Consider the following 16,876-nt stretch of genomic DNA (forward strand, 5'->3'; position numbering starts at 1 on the left):
TGCCATGCGTGCGACCATGAACAAGTTCTCGATAGCGATGGTGTTTGCGCTGAGCGTGTCGCTCGTCGGCTGCGCAACACCGGGCGGCTTGCATCCCACCGGCAAGACGCTCGACGCGGATAGCCTCAAGAGCAAGCAGAGTTTCGCCAACGTGCCGCTCAGCCCCACGGCGTGGCCGGCGCAGGATTGGTGGGTGAGCTTCGGCGATCCGCAGCTGAGCGCGCTGATCGAAGAGGCACTTAAGACCAATCCAAGCCTGGCCGAAGCCGAGGCGCGCGCAAAGCAAGCACAGGCGGTGGCCGACAGCGCTTACGCGGCGCGTCTGCCGCAAGCAGATCTGGAAGCCGGCGCCAGTGGCACGCGCCTGTCCGAGAAAGATCCGATCTATCCGCAATACGTGCTGGGCCATTTCGCCTGGGGTAAATCCGTTACCGCGAATCTTTCGTGGGACATCGATCTGTGGGGCGGCAAGCGCGACGCGTGGGAAGCTGCGCTGGGACGCAGCCGCGCCGCGGAAATCGAAGCATATGCGGCGCGCATCCAACTTTCCGTCAACGTGGCGCGCGCGTACGTAGCGCTCGGTTACGCCTTCGCAGAGAAGGATGTCGCCGAAGGCGAACTGCAACGCACCACGCAAACGCTGACGTTGACACGTCGCCTGGTGGCCGGCGGTCTCGGCACGCCGCAGCAGGAGGCATTCGCCGACTCGCAAGCGGCCAGCGCAGAACAGCAGATGGCGCAGGCCGATCGCGCCATCGATGCCGCGCGAAGCAGTCTTTCCGTGTTGCTGGGGCAGGGGCCCGATCGCGGGTTGAGCATCGCGCGACCGAATTTGCTCGATCCGGGTCTGGTGGCTGTGCCCGACAAGCTGCAAGTGGATCTGATTGGCCGTCGCGCCGACCTGGTGGCCGCGCGCTGGCAAGTCGAAGCGGCCTCGCAGGACATCAAGGCCGCCAAGACCGAGTTTCTCCCGAACATCAGCCTGAGCGCGATGGCTGGCCTGGTTGCCGTCGGCGACAACGTCAATGTATTCCAGTTGCCTGCACGCACGTATTCCGTAGGCCCTGCACTGAGCTTGCCGATCTTCGATGGCGGCCGCTTGCGCGCGAATCTCGCCGGTGCCGATGCACGCTATGACGAAGCGGTGGCGCACTACAACAGCTTGCTGATCGGTGCGTTGAACGATGTGTCGGATCTGGTTTCGGCTTTGTCCTCGGTGCGCACGCAGATCACGTTGGAGCAACGCGCCAAGCAGGATGCCGAGAGGAGCTGGCGCGACGCGATGTCGGCATACAAGGGTGGCGTCAGCGGGCCGCTGACGCCACTGGCAAGTCGTCAGCAGTTGCTGCTGGTCGATCAGCGGCTGGCGACGTTGCGGAGTCAACAGGCGGATCTTTCTGTTCGGTTGATTGATGCGTTGGGGGGCGGGTATGGGGTGTCAGCCGAGCGGTGATGGCTTGCGAAAAGACTTCCTGAGTGAACCCCTCTCCCTTCGGGAGAGGGTGCCGACAGGCGGGTGAAGGTTCGTGCGAAGCGCGGTGATGACGTCTTGCACAAATGTTTGTGATCGCGCGCTGATCGTACCCTCACCCCAACCCCTCTCCCGGAGGGAGAGGGGCTCGCCTGAACGTCAGTGGGCACACATGAGAGACTTCGTCAAAACTTGTAATACGCACTCAAATTCACCTGATTGCCACTCGTCGTCACGCGATTCGTGCCCGTCGAGGTGGTATTGAGAATCGCGTGGATCAGCTCCAGCGCGAAGGCGTAGTCGCCCACGGTGTACTGCACGTTCGCGGCCATCTGGCGATCCTTCAGCAGGCCGGTGGAGCCATGGCTCAACCAGCGGATCACATCATTGGCGTTCGGCTTGCTCTCCGCGTAGAACAGGTTGGCGCTCCAGTTCGACGTGAACTTGTAGCCGCCCATCACGTAGGCGCCGGTGTCTTTGATGTCACCGAACTGCGAGAGATCGCCGAAGATTTCGCCGATGCCCTTGCCGGTATACGCCACGCTCTTGAGCACCCATTGGCCGGGCGTCCACTGACCGCCAATCTCGAACGCAGTGCTGGAGAACTGACGCTTGATCGGCGTTGCCTCGGTGCCGCCCACGCCGGCCAGGTTGATCTGGCTCCAGTGCCCGGCGGCGAACAACATCCATTCCTTCGGCTGCTCTAGGTGCAATTTGGCTTCGATCTGCGGACGGAAACCAGCGTTGCCGGCACTGTCGTAGTTCTCCGGGCTGGCCGGGCCGTTCCAGGCGCCTTCAAATGCGCCTACATCCAGCCGCCATTGCGGGCCGCTCGAACCGTGGTTGAGATCCTGCGAGAACACGATGCCCGGAAAGCGCCAGCCGATGATGCCGGTGCCATAGCCCAGCGGGAAGGCGATGTGGCTGAGCGAATCGGGTAGGTCGTCCAGCGGGAACATCAGATCCCATTGTTGGCCGATCTTGAACGTGCTGCCGGTCACCGGATTGTTCAACACCATGTATCCCTGACGCAGACGGGGCAGCGGTTGCTGTTGTGAGTAAGCCCCGTACGTAGTCGGGCTGGCCGTGCCGATGCCGAAGCCGCCAAAGAAATCCATTTCCAGATGCGCGCCGCCGGTCCAGTCACCGGCGACTTTCGCGCCGGTCAGGTCGAACCAGAAGCGCGTGTTGCGGATGTCCACGCCACTGAGTTTGCCTTTCGCTTCGGGTACGGGATATTCGGCATTCTGGCCGTTGCCGTAGGTGAAGTTCTTGCTCTGCGAGAACGCCGTGGCATCGATGAAGCCATGCAGCGCCACCGATACCCCGGGCGCGCTGCTGAAGGTCGGCTTGGCTTGCTGCGCCGCCGTCACCTGGGTTTGCACCTGCACCTGGGCTTGCTGCGTTTGCTGAATCTGCGTCTGCTGTTGCGTTTGCTGGTTCTGCAGCTGGCTCAGCGTATCGTGTAATTGCTGCAGATCCTGTTGCTGTCGATTGAGTTGCTCTTGCTGTTTTTCGACTAGCGCTTTGAGCGCCTTGATTTCCTTATCCCGGCTGTTCTGCGCATAGGCGGGGGTGACGGCAAGGCCCAATACGGACAGGGCCAGAAACAAGGCATGTCGTTTCATGGAGTACCTCCTATCGCTATCGCTGGGCAGTTCAACCAGGCGCGCCGGTGGGCAGTACGACCCGCTTGTGCGCATCGTTGATGATTTCGGCCGCCGACAGATAGAAGGCGAACAGCGCCGTAAGCAGACCCACATAACCGCCGGCCATGTGCAGGCCGCTCATGCCGGTCCACTCGCCTGCGGCCAGCAGGAAGAAGGTGATCCACAACGCCAGGAAAATAAGCTGCAACGCACGTGCCGCGCGCAGCGTGCCGATCCACATGTAGAACGTGAACACGCCCCACATAAACAGGTACCAACCCACAAACGCGGCAGGCACCTTGTCGTGCAGAAACAATACGAATAACGCGAACGACCACCAGAATGCGCCATAACTCACGAAGGCCGTGGCACCGAAGGTATTACCGCGCGGCAGTTCCATCACGCCGGCGATCATCTGCGCCGTACCGCCGTAAGCCAGGGCTACCGCAAGCACCATGTTCATGGCGTCGCCGGTGAACCAGCCCGCGTTGATCATGCTCAACAACCACGTCGTCAATGCGAAACCCGCCAAACCCAACGGCGCCGGATTCGAGAATCGCGCAACAGCCTGTTCATTGCTCATGGCAGAATCTCCCCAAATTGAATTGGATGGAGTGCGTGCTCCGCATTGCCCGCAGCGTGCGGCTCCCTGATTCGAAGGACCGTGCGAGGTGCTCCTCGCGCTGATGCTGATGTCGATGAGCGTGTCGATGGAAAGTTCGCGGATGCGACGGCCACGGGCCATATCACGGGCGTTAGGCGCCGGCTAGGGTGCTCGTACGTCGTGAGAGCTCGTGCCCGTTGCGACCTCGTCCCCTCCTTCGAATGCCTGGGCCATGGCCAGGCTTCTGATCCGCACCTTCCGCGACCTGTTGCATGGCAGCAGGCAGCCGCGGCGTCAGGCGGATAATGAAACTTTACAGAAATGCGACAGAAAAAATAGATGTCTGAACGTCAATTCCGCGTATCAACGTCTTTTGCCGCGATCGACAGTGCTTGGCGACAACGGGGGGCTGCCCGGAGCGGATGGGGCGAGACCGGAGTGGCGCTAGTCCCTCGGCGTCGGATCCTGAGTGCCCTGGGCCAGTAGCGCCTGCACGCGTTGTAGATCTTCCTTGGTATCGACGTCGATGGAATCGTGTGACGTGAACAGTTCGACTCGCGACGCATTGCGTTGCAGCAGGGCGCGTGCGCCGTGTGACCCGGACAGCTTGGCCAACGCATCGAAGCAGTCGCGCGGAAACAGAGCGGGTGGTCCCTGCGTGCCGTGCTGCTGCGTTGCGAGCATGCGGTCGGGTACCAGCGCATGGCGCTGCAGCATGCTGCGCAGTGATTCGATATCCAGCAAAGGCTGGTCGGCCAGCACGACCAGCACGCTCGATGCATGCGGGAACAGGTGCATCAATTCGCGCGCGCCGGCAGCCAGCGACTGGCCCATGCCGAGATGCCAGTCCTCGCAACGCACCAGGCTCAGCGGCAGATCGTCCAACACCGCTTCCACCTCGTCGGCATAGGCGCCGGTAACTGCGAGGACGGGCGTTTCGGTATCCAACAGCATGCGTGCCACGCGCCGCACCATCGGTTCGCCGCCGACGTCCGCCAGTTGCTTGGCGCCGCCGAAGCGGCTGCCTTCGCCGGCCGCAAGCAGCAGGATCACCGGTGAAGTGGTGCCTGCCGTGCGCATCAATGGATGGCGCCGTCGTTGTCGCGCAGGTGTCCGCCGCTGCGGTGATTGATCACGGCCGTGATCTCGGCGGCGATTGCCAGCGCGATTTCCTCCGGCGTTTCCGAGCCGATGTCCAGGCCCGCCGGTGCGTGCACGTGCAGCCCATCGAGTGCGGGATGGTTGCGCATGCGTGCGACGCGCTCGCGCGAACCCAGCGCGCCGACGTAGGCCACCGGTGCGCCACGCAGCGCGCCCAGGTAGGCGATGTCGTGTTCCAGGTTGTGTGTCATCACCACCGCGGAACTGTGCGTATCCAGTGCGACGGCCTCCAGAAGTTGCTCCGGCGTGGCACAGGCGGTATGCAATCCGGCGGGCAGATCGGCGGCGCGCAGGCGAGCAGGGTCGTGATCGACCAGCGTAGTGCGCCAGCCCAGCGCAGTGGCCAGCGGTAGCAATGCGCGCGCAGCCGCACTGCTGCCGATCACCACCAAGGCATGCGGTGGCGCGATGGCTTCCGTCAGCACATCGGCCGTACCTTGTGCAGATGGATGGCTGAATGTGTTGGCGCGGCGTATCGGCGAAGCAGGTGCATGCGTCATGATGGCGTGCACGAGCGGTGTATCGTCGATGGTGTCGTAAAGCACGTCGTGCCCGTTCCATACCAGGCGCCGCGGCATGATGGCCTGGTCGCTCATCGCGAACAACGTGGCCATGTGGATGGTTCGGCGTTCGTCGAGGCAGCGCGCTAGCGTGTCGATGAAGTCCGTATCGTGGATGGCCAGCAACGGTTCGATCAGTACTTCCAGCTCGCCGCCGCAGCCCATTTCGATCAATACGTCCAGGCCGGATTCCGCGTTGTAGCGGACCAGCCTAGGTTCACCGCTATCAATCACCTCCAGCGCACGCGCCACGATGTCGCGTTGCGGGCAGCCGCCGGAAAGCTCGCATACCACTTGACCATCGCCCAGCACGAGCATGCGCGTACCAGGGCGGCGAAAGGTGGAGCCGCGCGTGCGCGTGAGTGTGGCAAGGGCGGCTTTCGGCGCGGCATCGCGATGCAGGTCGCGTAGTGCCGCTATCAAGATGCTTAGCTCGTGGGCCGAATTCATCTTTGCTGTCGAAGGAAAAGGGAGCAGAATCGCAGGGCGTGATGGTGTCACGTATATGGCGTTTGATGCCATCCTGCTATGTACGGCATGAAACTAAAGTTGCCGGCAAGCCATCGTGTCTGTTCGGCACACGGGATTTTTACGTTAGTTTTGATTTGCTGGCGGTTTCGAGTTGTGTGCATGCAAGCGCGGCAGTTTTAGGCAAACACCTGCCGAATCGTGCAATACACATCGTTTCTGACGCAGTACGGAGGCTCTCATGGTGTCCTTGTCCGTCAACGGTCAGTCGTACCCGGTCGATGTACCCGATGACATGCCGCTGCTGTGGGTGTTGCGCGATGTCATCGGTCTGACCGGTACCAAATTCGGTTGTGGTATCGCGCAATGTGGTGCATGCACCGTGCATCTGGACGGCCAGGCAGTGCGCTCGTGCGTGCTTCCGGTCGGCGCCATCGGCAACCGTGCCATTACCACCATCGAGACCGTGGGCAATACGCCCAGCGGACAGAAGATCCAGCAGGCATGGCTGGATGTAGACGTGGTTCAATGCGGTTATTGCCAGTCCGGCCAGATCATGGCGGCCGCGGCACTGCTGGCGCGCACGCCTAATCCCAGCGATGCGGATATTGACGCGGCGATGTCCGGCAACATCTGCCGTTGCGCCACCTATGTGCGCATTCGCGCGGCGATCAAGCAAGCCGCCACCGGCAAGGCGGAGATGTTGCAGACGATCGTCAGCGCGCCGGAAGGAGCTGCGTCATGAGCACCGAACTTTCGTTGCCGGCCTCCCATCAAGACGAAAACGTCGACCTGCGCCGTCGCCACGCGCTGAAGGCTAGTGGCCTGGCGATCGCCTTTCTATGGCTGGGTGGCACTGGCGTGGCATCGGCCATGATCAGTGCGCGCCGCCAGCCGGGCGATACCGCGGCTGCCATGGCTGATGGTAGTCCGCCGTTCGCACCCAATGCCTTCATCCGCGTCGACAGCGAAGGTCCAGTGCGGCTGGTCATGCCCAGCGTGGAAATGGGGCAGGGCATCTACACCGGCTGCTGCATGCTGCTAGCCGAAGAACTTGGCGTGGGACTGGATCAGATCAAGGTGGAACACTCGCCGCCCAGCGACGAGCTTTACGGCATTCCCCTGCTGGGCGGACAGATCACCGGCGGCTCCACCAGTACACGCGGCACCTGGTCGGTGCTGCGCGAAGCGGGCGCCGTGGCGCGCAGCATGTTGGTGAGCGCAGCAGCGGTGCAGTGGCATGTGGATCCATCCACCTGCACAGTAGATCGCGGCGTGGTGCATCACCTGCGGTCGGGTCGCAGCGCCACCTTCAATCAATTGGCCGATACGGCGGGCAAACTGCCCATGCCGGACAAGGTGCAACTCACCGATCCGAAAGATTTCAAGCTGATCGGCAAGCCGATGCGGCGCGTGGATTCGGCGGACAAGATCAAAGGTGCCACGCAATTCGGTATCGACGTACGCGTGCCGGGCATGAAGGTCGCCACAGTGATGGCGTGTCCCACCTTCAACGGCAAGCTTGCTTCGGTGGACGACAAGGTCGCGCGCAAGATCCCTGGCGTGGTGGATGTTTTGCGTCTGGACGATGCCGTGGCCGTGGTCGGCGAGCATTTCTGGGCGGCGCGAAAAGGCCTGGACGCCTTGGTGACCAGCTGGGATCGCGGCGAGAACGCCAACCTCACCACTCAACAACTGCGCGATGCACTGGCCGACACCGCGCGCAATGGCAAAGGCATCGTTGCGCGCAATGACGGCGAGCGTCCGCAGGGCACGCTAGTGCAATCGGAATACCAATCGCCGATGCTCGCCCACGCGACGATGGAACCGATGAACTGCACCGTGCACGTCACGCCAGATAAATGCGAAATCTGGACCGGCTCGCAAGTACCCATGCGCGCCGTGCAGGAAGCGGCCAAGATCACAGGGTTACCGGAAAACAAGGTCATTCTGCACAACCAGTACCTGGGCGGCGGCTTCGGGCGGCGGCTGGAAACCGACTATGCGGAACAGGCAGTGGCTTTCGCCAAACAGGTGCCGTATCCGCTGAAAGTGGTGTGGACGCGCGAGGAAGACATTCGCCACGACCGCATGCGGCCGATGTATCACGATGTGATCTCTGCCGTTGTCGACGCCACCGGTCGCCCCGTGTGGTACGGCTATCGCACCAGCGGCGGTTCGGTGCTGGCGCGTTTTGCACCGGGCGCGATGGGCAAGGACGGCCTCGACAGCGATGCGGTGGAATGCGTGGCCGAGCTGCCGTACGACATTTCCAAGGGCCATGTGGAGTGGATACGCCACAACATGCCGCCCGGCATCGTCGTGGGCTGGTGGCGCGGCGTCGGTCCTACACACAACCTGTTTGTGATCGAAAGCTTCATGGACGAGTTGGCGCATCGCGCTGGCAAGGATCCGCTCGAATATCGGCGTACCTTGCTGCAGAAAAGTCCACGCGCGTTGGGCGTGCTCAACCTTGCGGCCGAGAAAATCGGCTGGGGCAGCCAGCCGCTGCCGGCTCGCGTGGGACGCGGCATTGCGCTGGGCGAGCCATTCGGCAGCAACGTATGCGCGATCGTCGAGGCCGAAGTCACGCCTCAGGGTGAAGTGCGCTTGCGCAAGGCGGTGTTGGCAATCGATTGTGGTATCGCGGTCAATCCCGGTTCCATCGAAGCGCAGTTGCAAGGCGGCCTGCTGTTTGGCCTTAGCGCGGCCATGTACAGCGACCTCACCATCAAAGGGGGCGCGGTCGAGCAGAGCAACTTCAACGATTACCGCGTGCTGCGCATCAACGAATCGCCGGTGGTCGAGGTATATCGCGTGATCAATGCGGAGCCGCCGGGTGGCATCGGCGAAGTGGGCACCGCCATCGCCGCGCCCGCGCTGGCAAACGCCATCTTCGCCGCGACGGGTGTGCGTTTGTACAAGCTGCCGGTGAATCGCGATCTGCTGGTGCAGAGCCCCGAGGCACTCAAATCGGTGGCTTCGGCTGTCGGGCATGAGAGGAGGGACATCGCATGAGACGCTTCCTGCTCATCGTCGTGATCCTGCTGCTGCTTGGCACGGGCGCGTACTTGTATTTGAACCGCAGCGACAGCGCCGACGGCATTGCACCCGCTATTTCCGGTGCACCGCCTTCGGCCGATGTGATCGCGCGCGGCGAATACCTCGTCAAGGCCGCCGATTGCGCCGCCTGCCACACCGTTCCTGGTTCCGGCCAAGCGTTTGCCGGCGGCGTGCCATTCCGACTGCCGTTCGGCACTATCTATTCGTCCAACATCACTGCGGATGAAGCTACCGGCATCGGCAGCTGGAGCGATGACGAGTTCGTACGCGCGGTGCACGATGGCATCGGCAAGCGCGGCGAACATTTGTATCCGGCGTTTCCCTACACGTCGTACACCCAGCTGAGCCGTGGCGATGTGCTGGCGATCAAGGCGTATCTTTTCAGCTTGCCTAAGTTGTCGCAGCCCAACCGAAAGAATGATCTTTCGTTTCCCTACAACCAACGCTGGACGATCGGCTTCTGGAATGCGGCGTTTTTCAAGAGCCAGCGCTTCCAGCCCGATGCTTCGCAGTCGCCGCAATGGAATAGCGGTAAATACCTCGCCACCGCCTTGGGCCATTGTGCCGAATGCCACACGCCAAGAAACTTCGCGTTCGCCATAGATCACAAGCAAGAGTTGGCGGGTGAAGTACTGCAAGGCTGGCGTGCCTACAACATCACTTCTGATCAGGCGCACGGCATCGGCGCGTGGAGCGACGCCGACCTTGCCAGCTATCTCACCACCGGCCATGCCGACGGTCGCGGTTCCGCATCGGGCCCGATGGCCGAAGCGGTAGAAAACAGCCTGCGTTTTCTGCAGCCAGTCGATACGTCGGCGTTGATTGCCTATCTGCGCACCGTGCCTGCGCGTGCGGGCAAAGATCCCATCACTGTCGACCCCAAGCCGGCACCGGTCATGGCTTCCAGCGACGTTGCTCCCGCGGGTGATGCAAACGCCGATTCACAGGGTCTGAAGCTGTTCGAGGGTGCCTGCGCAAGCTGCCATCAGTGGAACGGCAAAGGCCAGCAGACACCGTATGCCTCGCTGCTGGGCACGCGCGGTGTCAATGACGTGCGTGGCGCCAACGTCACGCAGATTCTTCTGCATGGCTCCAGCCTGCGCGGCGAAAATGCAAACATCTTTATGCCAGGCTTCGGCAATGCGTATTCGAATACCGAAATCGCGGAGTTGAGCAACTACGTGATTGGGCATTTCGGCAACAAGCAAGGTACGGTCACGCCGGATGATGTGGCCGAGCGACGAAAGCAGTTGTAGTCGGTATCTACCTAGGAGCTAGGTCTGATCTTGCCCAGTCGTCATTCCGGCGAAGGCCGGAATCCAGTTTGAATACGTTGTGCGAAGCATTCAAAATCAAGTGCTGTGTCCTTCGGACGCGAATTTGAACTGGATTCCGGCCTTCGCCGGAATGACGAGCTTCGCTCGCAACTCCATCCAACCCTCCTTTGCTTTGAAGGGAAGCAGCAACGCGAGCGTGTAATGGTGCGCCAGTAGCCCAAATGTCATCTCCCTGATCGGGAGCTCCCAGGCTATCCTTTCGCGCATCTTCTTCCTGCGAGGGCATCGCCATGCGTCCATTACCCCGCATTCTTGCATTGGCCCTACTCGGCAGCGCATCAGCATTGATCGCCGCGCCAGAGATAAATAGCGGCATCGATCTCGCCGGCATGGACCATATGGTGAAGCCTGGCAACGACTTCTTCAGCTATGCCAATGGCACATGGGTCAAACACACGGAAATTCCCGCTGATCGATCCAGTACCGGACCTACGCAGGATCTGGAGGAGCTGACTGAGCAGCGCACGGCGGACCTGATCCGCAACATGGCGAAAACACATCCCGCCACGGGTTCCAATGAGCGCAAGATCGCCGATTATTACGCCGCCTTCATGGATGAGGCGGACATCGAAAAGCGTGGCTTGGCGCCGGTGAAAGCAGACCTCGATCAGATCGAGGCGATCAGTACACGCGACGATCTCGCTCGCGTACTGGGTAGCGAACAACGGGCCGGCGTCGATCCCGTCAATGCCACCAACTTCCACACGGAGAACCTGTTCGGTTTGTTCGTGGCGCAGGGGTTGGAAGATCCTGCGCACAATATGCCGTATCTGCTGCAGGGAGGCCTGGCCATGCCAAGTCGTGATTACTACCTGTCGCAAGATGCGCAGATGGCGGCGGCGCGCGCCAAGTACCAGACGTATGTCTCTTCGCTGTTGAAGCTGGCTGGTACGCCGGATGCAGAGACACAGGCCAAAGCCATCATCGCGCTGGAAACCAAGCTTGCGCAGGCGCAGGAAAGCCTGCTGGACAGCGAAGACATCCACAAGGCCAATCATGTGTGGAACTTGGCCGACTTCGCACGGAATGCGCCCGGGTTGAACTGGAAGGTTTATTTCAATGCGGCGCAGCTCGGCGACCAGCAGCGCTTCCACGTATGGCAGCCCGCCGGTACGACGGGTCTCGCGGCGCTGGTCGGCAGCGAACCCATCGACACTTGGAAAGCACTATTGCGTTATCACGCGCTGGATAAAGCCGCGCCACTGTTGCCCAAGGCGTATGCGGAGCTGCATTTCGATTTTTACGGTACCGCGCTGCAAGGCACGCCCAAGCAGGCCGAACGCTGGAAGCGCGCGGTGGATGCCACCAGCGTGGACTTAGGCGATGCGGTGGGCCAAGTCTATGTGAAGCACTATTTTCCGCCTTCGTCCAAGGCGAAGGTGCAGGCGATGGTGAAAAACCTGATCGCCACCTTCGACCAACGCTTAGATTCACTGGCGTGGATGACGCCGGCTACGCGCGCCAAGGCCAAAGAGAAACTGTCCACGCTCCGCGTGGGCGTAGGCTACCCCGAGACCTGGCGCGATTATCGTGATCTGCTGGTTCGCTCTGACGATGCGCTGGGCAATCATCAGCGAGCCGTTGCGCAGGAATATCGCCACCAACTGGCGAAGCTTCATCAGCCGGTTGATCGTGGCGAGTGGTGGATGACGCCGCAAACGGTTGATGCCGTAAACCTGCCACTGCAGAACGCGCTCAATTTCCCTGCCGCCATATTGCAGCCGCCGTTCTACGACCCGAGCGCTGATGATGCCGCCAACTACGGTGCTACCGGCGCGACGATCGGCCATGAAATCAGCCATAGCTTCGACAACCTCGGCTCAGATTTCGATGCGCAAGGCAGGCTGGCGAATTGGTGGACACCGCAGGATGCCGCTCATTTCCATGCCGACACGCAAAAACTGGCCGAGCAATACAACCATTACGAAGTGCTGCCAGGTATGTACGTCAACGGGCAGCAGACGCTGGGCGAGAACATCGCCGACGTCGCCGGTCTTGCGGTGGCGTATGCGGCTTATCACCGCTCATTGAATGGTAAGCCTGCGCCGGTGATCGATGGTCTTACCGGCGACCAGCGCTTCTTCATCGCTTATGCGCAAAGCTGGCGCGCAAAGACCCGCGACGAAGCCTTGCGCCAGCAGCTCGCCACCGACGTGCATGCGCCTGAAGCCATTCGTGCACAGGCAGCGCGCAATATCGACGGCTGGTATGCGGCATTCGATGTGAAGCCGGGCGAAGCGCTGTATCTCGTTCCCGAGCAAAGGGTCAAGATCTGGTAGCGCCGGTCAGGGCTTGGGGAGCCATGAACGCACGTCAATTCGATTGGCTCGATGTGATCGCGCGCTGATCGTACCCTCACTCCAACCCCTCTCCCGAAGGGAGAGGGACTTGCTTAGCGAGGGAAAACCTCAGCCCTTCGCAACCGGCTTCTGCCCCGGTTTGTTCGCATCCGCCGCCATCTCCGGCTGCACGGGCGCCGGCACCTTCTTGCCGTTGCCGGGCTTGGTCCACACTCCCACGTAATCCACGATCATCGGATGCCCGGGCTCGGTGTCGGGCGTCGGTGTGGGTTTCCAGCCGGCCATCACGAACGAGAAGCCGCCGCCCACCGCGACATCAAGCAACAGGAAGTAGCCGCGCTGCTCGGCGAGTTGGTGCCAGGTTTCGGCAGGAAGCTGGTTTTCGGCCACCTGGTTGATCAGCTGACCATCCACGAACCAGCGCATCTGTTCCGGGGTGACGCTGCGGTTCCACTCGAAAGTGAAAGTGTGCGGGCCGGCGGTGCATGCCTCGTGCGGGCAGGGCAAACGGGCGCCGATGCCGATGGGTTCGCCGCACGGACCACCGGGATTCATGCCGCAGTGCAGGATGCCCCACGCAGCATCCAGGCCGTTGACGCTTTCCATGATGTCGAACTCGCCGGAATTCGGCCACGCCATGGTGGTGCGGTAATTGCTGCCCAGTGCCCAGAAGGCGGGCCAGTAGCCCAGCGCATTCGGGCCGGTCACGTGGGGCATTTGAATGCGCGCTTCCATGCGCAGCATGCCGCCGTCGGGCGCGGTGAAATCGTCGCGGATGGTTTCGACACGCCCGGACGTCCACTGACCGCTGGCATCGCGTAGCGGCGTGATCAGCAGATGGCCCTGGCCATCCAGGTGGAGGTTGGCCGGATCGCTGGTGTAGTTCTCGACCTCCGACGTACCCCAGTTCACCGGACCGTTCGGATAACCATGCCCGGTGTCGATGCGCCAGTTGGCGGACGAGGGCAGGGAGCCGGCAGGGCCAGCGAACGAGTCGCCCCATTGCAACTGCCAGCCTGGCGGAGATGGAAGGTCGATGGCTTGCGCACGATTGGCAAAGCCGATGAGGCCCACGCCGAGCGCACATGCTGTGACGGTGGCGAAAGCGCGGGAAGGAATGTTCTTGATCTGCATAAACTACCGAAGGTGGGGCGCGGCACGCTCCCTGCTGTGCCGGCCCGGCGTTGCCGGATCGGCGGACGAAAAACACGGGGAGGATACATCCCCTGCATGCGTTTTTAATGTGTTCGGCTTCCAGAAGCAAATCTGTAGCGCAGGTCTCATTGCGGCAACATCATTGCAGTATCTGCGCGAGAGGCGGCTGTGTGGCTGCTGGCAATGACACGTCGAGAAGCTTCGCAATCGTCGGCGCCACGCTCAGATTGCTGATGGCGCCTAGTTCGACACCACGCCGGATATGCGCGCCCGAGGCAATGAAAAGCGCCTGCATGTCTGCATCGATATTGAGATAACCATGCGCGCCGCGCGCCGGTGCCACGTCGGTGATCAGCGGCTCGTTGGTGCCCTCCATGAAGGCGTAGCCAGGCTTCGGCACGAGGTAGAGATCAGGCGCCTGGCTGCTGGAGCCCGACAACGGTATGCCCAGCCGCTTCGCCTCGTCGCCGGAGTACGCCGCTGCCACGCCGGGCAGTTTTTCGAAATACGCCTTGAGCTTCGGCAACAATGTTGCGCGTTTGGCGTTGTCGCGAATGTACAGGGATGCTTCGCCGCCTTCCGGCAGTATCCACACATCGCCGCGATAGCTGCCGTTTTCCATGTGCAGCAAACCTTGCCGCATCAATGCGACGTTCGGGTGGATCACGTGCGTATAGTCGGTGAAGCCATGATCGGAAGCGATGATGAAAGTGATGCGATCCAGCAGGTCCGCCTTGCGCGCTGCCTCCATCAGCCTGGCGATGTTCGCGTCCGCATCGGCGTAGGCCGCGTAGGCTGCGGGCGAGAGCGCGCCATATTCGTGCTGCAGCGTGTCGGTCTGCAGTAGATGGAACAGCAGTAGATTCGGCGTATGACGGGTCAGGATGTCGATGGCGGCATCGGTCCAGATCTGATCGCGCCAGGCAGGGCTGCTGTCGTCGCCGAACGTCTTCAGCTCATCCCGTGTAACAAGGCCTTGTGCGATCAGTTCCTGGGCGACTTGGCCATCCGCATCGGGCTCCTCCGCGAATGTCCACTGCACTTGCTTTGCGTCGTAGATTGCCACCCAATCCACCTGGCCGGTGCTCATGCCTTTTTCTGGCAGTGCGTCGTAAAGCGTGCGGGCATGTACGAGTTCGTTTCTGGGCGTCCAGGGTTTCACTTCAGGCGCGCTGCCGTCGGTCGGAAACGTGATGAGGCCATTGGCCATCACATGATGCTCGGCGGCATTCACACCGGTGATCAGCGTGGTGTGATTGGGCCAGGTCACCGATGGATTGATCGGCTGCATGGCCTGCGCATATGCACCTTCCTGCTGCAGCTTGCGCAGCGTGGGCATCGGCAGGCGCGGGTCTTTCAGTGCGCGTGCGGGAAACCCGTCGATCGTGATGAGCACCACGATGGGGCCATGCGTGGCGGCCATGCCGTCATTGGAAAGATGCGATGCCTGGCTGCGAACCGGCGCAGCGAGTACGACGGCCAGGAAGAAAGCAAGCATGGGAAGTTTGCGCATGAATTACCGGAGCGGAACAAAGCGGGCCAAAAAATCAGGGTGATTAATCAGGGTGATTCTAGCGGAGGAGTTTTTCAAAACCGCTATCGATGCAGGGTTCAGCAGGTAGGCGGGAATTGCATCCCAGCCTACGGCACCGTGATGGTTTCCCGGTGCAGCACCTTGTCGCCATCAACGATGAAGCTCAACTGATAACTGCCGGGGCGCAGATAGAGATCGCCGGAAGGCACACCCTGCATGTTGCTGTACGCGGCCACGCCCGATATGGATACCGCGAGCGGCACCACGTCGAGCAGCACGCGATCGGCAGGTACCGCGTCCGGTCCTTCATTGCTGTAACGCGCTTCGACCAGGCACGGGTAATGGGCGCGGCAGTCTTCTCCATCCACCAGGCGTGCATGGCGCAAACCGCCAAGGCTCAGCCATGTGGGACGTTTTCGCTCCAGCTTTTCGGGCGGAAAGAACACGGTGACATCGTAACCCGAGCGCAGCGACCACGGTTTGCCTTTTGCGTCGACGAACACGATGGGAGCCTCAGGTTTTATCTGATTCATCGCGGCGGTGTAGTAGGGATGATCGCCCTTGCTATCCGGATGCGGATACATCGAGATCTGGTCGACGGACAGCATCGTCGCGCCGGTGAGCTTGGCCAGATGCTCCGCCATCGACTGGCCACCGAGAAAGCTGCCCGCCTTGATGATGTGATCGAAGCCAGCGTTGACGACCAATCGTGCATGCGGATCCTTCGCGAACACGCGCTCGTACAGATGACGTGCCTGCTCGGCCTCGCGCGCGTCGGCGCTGGCCGTATCCGATGTGGCTTCGTATGCAACTATCTTGAAGCCAAGCTTCAACGCCGTGCGCACCATTTCTCCGTAGATGGGCTCTTCGGTGTAGAAGCCGCTGTCGTCGGTGGGATAGCCGCGTGCTTGCAGGCCAGTATCGTTTTCCACCAGTGTTTCAGCGGCGAAGTAGCGGAAGCCCTGCGCATACAGGCGGCTCAGCAATGGCACGGTAAGGCTGCGCGTCAACGCAATGTTGTGCGCTTCGTTGAGCAGCACGATCTGGCGATCCTTGGCGAGATCAGGAATGGCGTCCAGCGCCGGACGCGCTGCGTAATCGCCCTCTGCCAGCGGCGAGGGGCGATCATCCGGCTGCGGTAGCTGCTTGATCGAGAAGCTGTCCATGGCGGCGGGGTAATCGCCGATGAAGCTTTCGTACCAGGCGACGTACTGCCCGAAGATCATGCGGAATGCCGGTGAATTGTCCCTCGCATAGGCCTGGCGCAGCACCATGTATTGCGCCAGCAGGCCCTTGTGCTGCTTTGCCTCGGCGAAAATCTTGTCGGCCTTTTCTTCTGCCGCCGCCTGCTGCGCCTGCCATGTTGCGGACGATTGCGCAGAAGCTGCCGAAGGTGCCAAGGCAAGCCATAGTGCAGATTCCAGGATGGCGGTGGCGCGACGCATCGTCATGGCATGTTTGAGACTTCATCCCAAAGACTCGTTCCCATCATGCGCTAGCCGGCGCTTCGCCACCAATAGCCATTTTGGCGCAGCGCAATACAGCCATTGCGTTGTCACGTGCCTTGCACGGCG

Annotated in this window: 12 protein-coding genes; 5 read left to right on the forward strand and 7 right to left on the reverse strand. The window is 61.5% G+C overall.

The genetic code is table 11. From position 1 onward, the window contains the following. The first annotated feature begins 4 nt into the window (after positions 1 to 4). Positions 5 to 1,453, forward strand: coding sequence for an efflux transporter outer membrane subunit (locus tag ISP18_RS10300; RefSeq protein ID WP_380010438.1), 1,449 nt, complete (start codon positions 5 to 7; stop codon positions 1,451 to 1,453). Positions 1,454 to 1,656: 203 nt separating this feature from the next. Here ISP18_RS10300 and ISP18_RS10305 read toward each other — a convergent pair whose 3' ends face one another. From ISP18_RS10305 to ISP18_RS10320, 4 genes are all read right to left on the reverse strand, one after another. Beyond that, positions 1,657 to 3,099, reverse strand: a complete 1,443-nt coding sequence (locus tag ISP18_RS10305; RefSeq protein WP_380010442.1) for a hypothetical protein — start codon at positions 3,097 to 3,099, stop codon at positions 1,657 to 1,659. 31 nt (positions 3,100 to 3,130) lie between these two features. Then, on the reverse strand, positions 3,131 to 3,703 hold the full coding sequence (locus ISP18_RS10310; RefSeq protein ID WP_380010445.1) for an acetate uptake transporter: 573 nt from the start codon (positions 3,701 to 3,703) through the stop codon (positions 3,131 to 3,133). Positions 3,704 to 4,168: 465 nt separating this feature from the next. After that, positions 4,169 to 4,804, reverse strand: a complete 636-nt coding sequence (locus ISP18_RS10315) for a nucleotidyltransferase family protein (protein ID WP_380010448.1) — start codon at positions 4,802 to 4,804, stop codon at positions 4,169 to 4,171. Then, positions 4,804 to 5,895 carry an XdhC family protein gene (locus ISP18_RS10320; protein WP_380010451.1) on the reverse strand — a complete coding sequence of 364 codons (1,092 nt, stop codon included), beginning with the start codon at positions 5,893 to 5,895 and terminating at the stop codon, positions 4,804 to 4,806. The genes ISP18_RS10315 and ISP18_RS10320 overlap by 1 nt, the downstream gene beginning before the upstream one ends. A 259-nt stretch (positions 5,896 to 6,154) precedes the next feature. On the opposite strand from ISP18_RS10320, the gene ISP18_RS10325 reads away from it, so the two are divergent. From ISP18_RS10325 to ISP18_RS10340, 4 genes are all read left to right on the forward strand, one after another. Then, positions 6,155 to 6,658, forward strand: a complete 504-nt coding sequence (locus tag ISP18_RS10325) for a (2Fe-2S)-binding protein (RefSeq protein WP_380010454.1) — start codon at positions 6,155 to 6,157, stop codon at positions 6,656 to 6,658. Beyond that, positions 6,655 to 8,931 (forward strand): xanthine dehydrogenase family protein molybdopterin-binding subunit, encoded by a 2,277-nt coding sequence (locus ISP18_RS10330; protein WP_380010457.1) that lies wholly within the window; start codon positions 6,655 to 6,657, stop codon positions 8,929 to 8,931. Before ISP18_RS10325 ends, ISP18_RS10330 begins: the two co-directional genes overlap by 4 nt. Beyond that, on the forward strand, positions 8,928 to 10,232 hold the full coding sequence (locus ISP18_RS10335; protein WP_380010460.1) for a c-type cytochrome: 1,305 nt from the start codon (positions 8,928 to 8,930) through the stop codon (positions 10,230 to 10,232). The genes ISP18_RS10330 and ISP18_RS10335 overlap by 4 nt, the downstream gene beginning before the upstream one ends. A 311-nt stretch (positions 10,233 to 10,543) precedes the next feature. Then, on the forward strand, positions 10,544 to 12,592 hold the full coding sequence (locus ISP18_RS10340) for a M13 family metallopeptidase (protein WP_380010463.1): 2,049 nt from the start codon (positions 10,544 to 10,546) through the stop codon (positions 12,590 to 12,592). Positions 12,593 to 12,721: 129 nt separating this feature from the next. On the opposite strand, the gene ISP18_RS10345 is transcribed toward ISP18_RS10340, so the two are convergent. The 3 genes from ISP18_RS10345 to ISP18_RS10355 all read right to left on the reverse strand — a co-directional run bounded on the left by ISP18_RS10345 (position 12,722) and on the right by ISP18_RS10355 (position 16,753). Then, positions 12,722 to 13,747 carry a glycoside hydrolase family 16 protein gene (locus ISP18_RS10345; RefSeq protein WP_380010466.1) on the reverse strand — a complete coding sequence of 342 codons (1,026 nt, stop codon included), beginning with the start codon at positions 13,745 to 13,747 and terminating at the stop codon, positions 12,722 to 12,724. Positions 13,748 to 13,907: 160 nt separating this feature from the next. Beyond that, positions 13,908 to 15,266 (reverse strand): alkaline phosphatase family protein, encoded by a 1,359-nt coding sequence (locus ISP18_RS10350; RefSeq protein ID WP_380010469.1) that lies wholly within the window; start codon positions 15,264 to 15,266, stop codon positions 13,908 to 13,910. Between the two features lie 143 nt (positions 15,267 to 15,409). Then, positions 15,410 to 16,753: a hypothetical protein gene (locus ISP18_RS10355; RefSeq protein WP_380010472.1), complete on the reverse strand. Its 1,344-nt coding sequence runs from the start codon at positions 16,751 to 16,753 to the stop codon at positions 15,410 to 15,412. Positions 16,754 to 16,876 lie beyond the last annotated feature (123 nt).

The sequence above is a fragment of the Dyella humi genome (assembly GCF_044904605.1).
GTDB classification, from domain to species: Bacteria; Pseudomonadota; Gammaproteobacteria; order Xanthomonadales; family Rhodanobacteraceae; genus Dyella_B; species Dyella_B humi.

Coding starts and splice junctions, on each gene's coding strand:
- ISP18_RS10300 (WP_380010438.1), top strand. CDS start 5: ATGCGTGCGACCATGAACAAGTTCTCGATAGCGATGGTGTTTGCGCTG.
- ISP18_RS10305 (WP_380010442.1), bottom strand. CDS start 3,099: ATGAAACGACATGCCTTGTTTCTGGCCCTGTCCGTATTGGGCCTTGCC.
- ISP18_RS10310 (WP_380010445.1), bottom strand. CDS start 3,703: ATGAGCAATGAACAGGCTGTTGCGCGATTCTCGAATCCGGCGCCGTTG.
- ISP18_RS10315 (WP_380010448.1), bottom strand. CDS start 4,804: ATGCGCACGGCAGGCACCACTTCACCGGTGATCCTGCTGCTTGCGGCC.
- ISP18_RS10320 (WP_380010451.1), bottom strand. CDS start 5,895: ATGAATTCGGCCCACGAGCTAAGCATCTTGATAGCGGCACTACGCGAC.
- ISP18_RS10325 (WP_380010454.1), top strand. CDS start 6,155: ATGGTGTCCTTGTCCGTCAACGGTCAGTCGTACCCGGTCGATGTACCC.
- ISP18_RS10330 (WP_380010457.1), top strand. CDS start 6,655: ATGAGCACCGAACTTTCGTTGCCGGCCTCCCATCAAGACGAAAACGTC.
- ISP18_RS10335 (WP_380010460.1), top strand. CDS start 8,928: ATGAGACGCTTCCTGCTCATCGTCGTGATCCTGCTGCTGCTTGGCACG.
- ISP18_RS10340 (WP_380010463.1), top strand. CDS start 10,544: ATGCGTCCATTACCCCGCATTCTTGCATTGGCCCTACTCGGCAGCGCA.
- ISP18_RS10345 (WP_380010466.1), bottom strand. CDS start 13,747: ATGCAGATCAAGAACATTCCTTCCCGCGCTTTCGCCACCGTCACAGCA.
- ISP18_RS10350 (WP_380010469.1), bottom strand. CDS start 15,266: ATGCTTGCTTTCTTCCTGGCCGTCGTACTCGCTGCGCCGGTTCGCAGC.
- ISP18_RS10355 (WP_380010472.1), bottom strand. CDS start 16,753: ATGACGATGCGTCGCGCCACCGCCATCCTGGAATCTGCACTATGGCTT.